The sequence below is a fragment of the Candidatus Nanopusillus massiliensis genome (assembly GCF_920984865.1).
Genome location: NZ_OV100765.1, coordinates 206418 through 213085, shown reverse-complemented (window position 1 = coordinate 213085; position 6668 = coordinate 206418). Strand labels below are relative to the sequence as shown.

The window sequence follows — 6668 nt, the reverse complement described above, 5'->3', positions numbered from 1 at the left end:
TATACAACAGAAGCTTGTACATAATAGTAAACTAACTGATTGACAGACAGTGGAATTTGGATTATTAATTACATTTAATCCTTTATATTGTAAGTTAACATTAACAGAATTTCCATTTGTAATAGTAGAAGTTTGACCAGCTGGTTCTATTATTATCCATTCGCATTGTCCAGTTTGAGGATTATACATTGGTCTACATGCTACCTGATATTGTATAATTCCACTTAATTGGGCTGCTGAAAGTAGGCATTCTGGGTAATATGATAAACCAGATATTCCTGTATTATATTGGGGAATAAATGATACATTATTGTTCTGAACATTTATTTTAAAATCAAAATATTGAGTTATAACATTATTAGTACTTACTAAAGGCAATATTAAAGTATTATTATTTACATCTTGTATTATTATATTAGAAGAATTTACTTTGACTATAAGATTTGGAATTCCACATAATTGAATAGAATTATAACCAGATGATGGTATTGAAATTGTATTATTTACATTACATGGAATATATATATTGTAACTATTGGAACTACAGAAATAGCTGGATGTATAATAAATTATTGTTGTTTGNNNNGAATATTGAATTAAATTATTATGTATATTTAAAGATCCTTTTGGTAAATGTCAATGTAATAGTCTGAGATCCTCTGCTCTGGGCAACAGATGATGCAGCTTCTGCTAAAGAAGTTAATTGACTCTGAATATTATTTACTGTAGATCCAAGCTGAGATTTTTGTATTAATGGCAGACCCCATTCATATATCCCCACCGACAAACCTACTACGATAAGCCCCAACAACAAATAACTAAGTAAGNTGGGATTGTAATTTCATTTTATAAAAATATTAAAAAAATTTATTAATTTTATATTCTTTTATTATAACTTTGTACCACTGAACTTGTATAACTTGTACTTTGATTACCTCTTGTACTTTCTATTTGTTTCTTAAGATTATCCAATAATTCTGCTACTTTTAGATTAGCTTTTTCTAAGTTTTCTATTCTCTTTAATAATTCAATATTATTTTCTGGTGCTTCTTTTTCTTTTGGCCTTCATAAAGCAGCTTCTTTAAATATATCAAATAAATTCTTTATTTCTTTATATAAATTATTTGTAACAACTACTAATTCAGATATCTTTGCCTGTAAGTTTGTATTACTTTTTATCAATGAATTTACAATTTCCTTATAAAATGATGTATCTATATTTGATTGAGCATAATACAATTGGGCTTGAGCTTCTTTTTTAGCTATTGGATTTGTTTCAGAAGGTATTGAAATCTGTCTTTTTATTTCTTCAATATTATCTTTTAATTCATTTTTTAATGCAGCTAAATCGTTTTTTAAATTTTCTACTTCTTCAACCAATTTTTCGACAGGATCTGTTGGCATAAGTTCATACTCCGAGGATGACATAAAAAAATAAAAAATTTTGATATTTATAAATCTTTTAAAAACTATTCTTCAACTTCTCCCTCTTCTCCTGACTTACCAGAATATTCTCCTCCTTCTGTTGATTTTCCTATTGCGGCAATAACATCATCTATTTTCAATACCATTATGGCAGCTTCTACTGCTGACTTTATAGCTTGTATAGTTATATTTGCTGNCTCAATTACATTTTTCTCCCACATATCTGCAATTTTACCTTCAATTGCATCTACTCCAGCCCATTTTTTAACTTGTTCATGTAATGNTCTTAATTGTGTCATTGCTTCTATAGTATCCATGCCAGCATTTTCTGCCAATGCTGATGGTATTGACTCTAATGCATCTGCAAATGCTAGCATTGCCATTTGTACTTTTGGTGACTCTTTCTTAGCCTCTTTTCTTATTCCTTCTGCCAATTCCATTTCCAATGCACCACCTCCATGCAATTCCTTTTCCATATTTAATTACTGTTGCAACATCCCTAATTGCATCATTTATAGATCTTTCAATCTCGTCTGCAACATGCTCAGATCCTGCTCTTATTAATATTGTAACAGCTTTTGGATTCTTACATCCTGTTATAAATATCATATTTTCATCTGCAACCTTTTTCTCTTCAACTAATTCTGCATATCCCAAATCATTTTCTGATAATTCATCAATAGAATTTACAATTTTTCCACCAGTTGCTTTTGCTATTTTTTCCATATCCGANTTCTTAACTCTTCTTTCTGCGCAATATTCCATATTTTGCCAAATAATATGCTGCTAAGTCATCAACACGTTTTTGTGCAAATACAACATTTGCTCTCTACTTCTTTTATTTTTTCTACCATTTTCTTTAGCATTTCTCTTTCTTTACTCAAGAACTGTTCTAGTTGATCTGGAGAAGATATATTTATCCTTTCATCTGTTTCTGTTTCTTTAATTTCAATAGCATCACTTATTATTGCTATCTTTGCATTTGAAACAACTTTTGGCATTTCTCCATGTATTTTTTATTGTATCATTGACTTTTCCATCAATTTATGATGTTTCTTCTACGCCACCGCCAATTTTCTTTTCAATCTTTAATGAATCTAGATCTACAATTATTTTCTTTTCTCCATCTGATAATTCTACAATATCTGTTACTTTTTTAACAGCATCAACAATTATTTTTGTTTAATTATCTGAATATATTGATGCTAATTTTGATGATAATGCAGACTTTGCAACCTTAATCAATGTCTCCTCATCATCCATTGACACGTTTTTGAGCCAATTTATTTACCAATTCTTCAGCGATAATTGATGCCTTATTATATCCTTCTTAATAACTGTTGGATGTATATTTTTATCTAATAATTCATCTGCCCTCTTTAATAATTCACCTGTTAAAACTGTAGATCTTTTAGTACCATCCCCTACTTCCTTATCTTGTGTTTTTGCTATTTCTATTATAACTTAGCAGCTGTATGATCAACATGCATTTGATCCAATTTTTTTGCTCCATCGTTTGTAACAGTTACATCTCCCAATTCATCTACTAACATTTTATCCATTCCCCTTGGACCCAAAGATGTTTTTAATATTTCTGTTACTAAGTACAGCTGCCATGATATTTGATCTCATTGCTTCTCTACCTATTGTTTTTGCATATTTTTCTGGAGATAATACAATTGGATATAATCCTTTTTTATCTTCTGCCATATATATATTATATGTATAATACTTATAAATTTTAGACTAAAAAATTTTTTATTAATTTGATTTTTCCTTATTTTCTATTAATCTTTTTATTTCCTTTACTATATTATCAATATCATCTTCTTTATTGCTATAAAAAACATAATATTCTTTTTTCATTTCTTCTAATTCATCTTCTATAACTTCAAGAGTTCATTGCCCATATATTTGTGAAAACTTTATTATATGGATAATTCTTTCTTTAGATAGTCGTTCATATAATNTATTTGGGTCAGTTTTTATAACAATATATAGAACGCATTTATTATATAAATGAGCAAAATTTCCTTCTATAATANNGTTTTTACTATTTAAATTTCTTATTTAATTAGTCTATTTCTTGAAATAATGTATTTTCATCCACTATAAATGTTTGTTCGGCTTCATCATATTCTTCATATAATTTATTTTTAATTGCAAAATCTGATATATCAATTAAAACAGCATCTATTTGNTCAGCCAACTTCTTTGCTATTGTACTTTTTCCAACACCAGGTACTCCTGTTATACAAATGATCATTTCTTTCTTATTACAAATTCTGTTTTTTCATCTTTATATAATGTAGATTTATTTATTGCTATCATAGGTAATTCNNAACAAAGTACTTAATAATCCCTCAAAATATCCTTCCATAAAATATTCCTTTATTTCCATATTTTTTTCCTTCAATATATCTTCTATATCTTTTAAAACTAATGATTCAATTGAAGAACTTAATGTAATCAAGAAATCTAATGTTTTAATATCAATAAATATATCTTCTATTTTTCCAAAACCAAATTTCTCAANTAATTTAATTATTTCTTTTAGATAATCTTCATTTAAAACTCTTTCACATTTCCAAATACATTTTATATGTAGTAGAAATTATAATANNNNATGTTTTTCCAGAATCCCTAATGAAATTTAAATTATTCATTTCCATAGCTTGTAAATATAAAACCTGAAATATTTCAGAAGGAATTATCAAAAATTTTATATCGGAAATGCTATAAAATTCATTTTTATCTTTTCTAATTAACCTTATTATCGGAGNATTTCCATGAATCATCTCCATAAAGTTTACATCTTCATTTATATACCATATTTTTGCTTTTCCAACATTTCTATAATTTAAATAACCCCTTTCCTTTAATATTTCCAAGTGTTTAGATAATGTAATTCTATTAATATTTAAGATCTTTGATAGTTCGGAGATGGTTAATCCATAAGCATTCTGTTTAAGAACCTCCAATAATTTCTCATCAACATCATTAGTACTCATTAATATTTTTTAGAATTAGAAAATTTATATATATTTATCAAAAGATTAATATATGAAAAAAGAAAAAATTATTAATTTATTGATCTTTATTATAGCTTTTATAATTTTAGTATTACTGGTAACTATAAAATCTAGAATAATAAATTATACAAATAATAACAACAATAATCAGAAATATATCTATACAAATCCAAATAAAATAACAATTGCTGGACCTTTTTATATGAGCCAATTAGAATTTATACCAATATATTCAAATATAAGTTTATATCATTCATTAAATAACTATAAATATCAATTATTTATTTTTGATCCAACATTAACATGAATATTAATAGGTGCTGAAATTCTTTATATATTGACATATTTATTAAAATATAACAAAAATGTTATATATGCATGTTCTTTTTACTATAATAGTCCTGCATGCAAATATTTTCTAGAGAATAATAGTATAAATGATAATTATGTTTTTCTATATACTTTATATAATAGTTATGAAAACCTAACATATATTTTACCAAGAAATGAAACATTATTAATATATCTGATACCAACAAATAATTCTTATGGAATAATATTTAATAATCAGAATAATACAGTAATTATATACAATAATAATAGTATAATTGCTGAAGAGATAGCTGAAAAGTTTATATTATATTATTATGGAATTATCAATAGTTAGAGGAATATTGATTTATCAATTTGGAGATAATATCGAGAGATAAAATAATTGAAAAGTATAAAGAAAAAATAAAAATCGAAAAAAGTAAAAAAACCGGAAGAATAAGAAGAATATATATTGATGATAAATTGTTTGGGACAATAGAATCCAGCAACAGGATTTATTATATTAACATTTTATGNAGGCCTAATAGTAAAAGAATTTCTAGAATTTCCAAAATATAGGATTGTTGTAAAAGACGAAGCAAGAAAATTTATAAAAGAAGGAAAATCTGTATTTAATAAATTTGTTGAAAACTTAGATGAAAATATATTACCAAGAGATATTGTATTAATAGTTGATAAAATTGCTAATCTATTAGCAATAGGAGAAAGCTTATTATCTTGAAATGAAATCGAGGATTTTAAAATTGGGTTGCTGCAAAAGTAAAAAATGTTTGAATATATAATAAAAAAATATTATAGTAAATTAATAGATTATGCAAAAAGAAACAAATTATTAAGAAAAGAATTAATTTTATCTATATTTTTTGCAAATATGTTACTATTTTGAAGACTATTATTTTTATTTAGCTATTATTATCTTGTTTTACCATATAATTTTTTAATAAGTTATTCTGAATTTATATCAAAAATATTATATTATTCTCATTTAAATTTCACATTGAAAAGTAATGTAATATATATAAAAAACATAAGCTTTATAATTGATCAAGAATGCACAGGCTTTAAATCAGTATTCGGTATTTTTGCACTCATATTTTCTACACCAATATTAAATATAAAGAAAAAATTATATTATTTCATTATCTTTTCCTCAATATTTTTATTTTAAATATATTTAGATTGTGGTCTGTCTTTTATTTTTATTATATCTTTAATATTAATCCTTATTTTTTACACAATTTTTTATGGGAAATATTTACAACAATATTTTTAATTATTTTTTGGCTAATATTCTTAATAAAAAATAAGAAAGAATTATTCGTTTAAACTTTCTAAAATTTTCTTAATATTCTCATATAAATTCTGGCTTATTTTTTCAATATAAATTATATTATTATTTTTTATATAAAATCTTACATAATCACCAGAATTTAAATTATTTATATCTATAGATTTATCAAATGAATAATCTTTTCCATTTATTTCTATTATTACTTTATCTTTCATTATATTTTTTATTTTCCCATATATTATTCCTTCTTTTATATAATCAAATGATTCATACATATAAGATATTTTCATTTAAATAATATAAGCTTCTATTAATGCTGCTATAAATATAAATAATATAGATAAAACAAATAGTGCTAAAGAATGTGACAGTATAGTTTCTAAAGTTTCTTTATGTACAGTTTTTTATAAATGCTATTGATAAAACTATTACCTGCCAATGCTGCTAAAAAATATCCTAAAAATTCTTAATATTCAGTNNNNTAAGATTTCTAATAGACTAATAGTTGGAATTAAAATAAACTTATATATAATATTATTTGAAATATATTCAGATGTCTTAAACCAAGGAATACTCCAATACTTAAT

7 protein-coding genes and 1 pseudogene are annotated in these 6668 nt (G+C 24.4%); 3 read left to right on the top strand and 5 right to left on the bottom strand.

All coding sequences use genetic code 11. From position 1 onward, the window contains the following. Nucleotides 1-1065: 1065 nt before the first annotated feature. From LUA84_RS01460 to LUA84_RS01435, 4 genes and pseudogenes are all read right to left on the bottom strand, one after another. On the bottom strand, nucleotides 1066-1428 hold the full coding sequence (locus tag LUA84_RS01460; RefSeq protein WP_231434111.1) for a hypothetical protein: 363 nt from the start codon (nucleotides 1426-1428) through the stop codon (nucleotides 1066-1068). A gap of 41 nt (nucleotides 1429-1469) precedes the next feature. Then, nucleotides 1470-3135, bottom strand: a pseudogene (gene thsB / locus LUA84_RS05150) (thermosome subunit beta). 364 nt (nucleotides 3136-3499) lie between these two features. Further along, nucleotides 3500-3691: an AAA family ATPase gene (locus LUA84_RS01440; protein ID WP_231434109.1), complete on the bottom strand. Its 192-nt coding sequence runs from the start codon at nucleotides 3689-3691 to the stop codon at nucleotides 3500-3502. Between the two features lie 313 nt (nucleotides 3692-4004). Then, nucleotides 4005-4436, bottom strand: a complete 432-nt coding sequence (locus tag LUA84_RS01435; RefSeq protein ID WP_231434108.1) for a winged helix-turn-helix domain-containing protein — start codon at nucleotides 4434-4436, stop codon at nucleotides 4005-4007. A 358-nt stretch (nucleotides 4437-4794) separates the two neighbouring features. On the opposite strand from LUA84_RS01435, the gene LUA84_RS01430 reads away from it, so the two are divergent. From LUA84_RS01430 to LUA84_RS05140, 3 genes are all read left to right on the top strand, one after another. After that, nucleotides 4795-5124 (top strand): hypothetical protein, encoded by a 330-nt coding sequence (locus LUA84_RS01430; protein ID WP_231434106.1) that lies wholly within the window; start codon nucleotides 4795-4797, stop codon nucleotides 5122-5124. A gap of 162 nt (nucleotides 5125-5286) precedes the next feature. Further along, entirely contained in the window at nucleotides 5287-5511 is a 225-nt protein-coding gene (locus LUA84_RS05145; protein ID WP_457913340.1) for a PUA domain-containing protein, read from the top strand. 344 nt (nucleotides 5512-5855) lie between these two features. Beyond that, nucleotides 5856-6116: a hypothetical protein gene (locus LUA84_RS05140; protein WP_457913339.1), complete on the top strand. Its 261-nt coding sequence runs from the start codon at nucleotides 5856-5858 to the stop codon at nucleotides 6114-6116. Here LUA84_RS05140 and LUA84_RS01425 read toward each other — a convergent pair. Continuing rightward, nucleotides 6105-6371 carry a hypothetical protein gene (locus tag LUA84_RS01425; RefSeq protein ID WP_231434104.1) on the bottom strand — a complete coding sequence of 89 codons (267 nt, stop codon included), beginning with the start codon at nucleotides 6369-6371 and terminating at the stop codon, nucleotides 6105-6107. The genes LUA84_RS05140 and LUA84_RS01425 overlap by 12 nt on opposite strands. Between the last annotated feature and the right edge of the window lie 297 nt (nucleotides 6372-6668).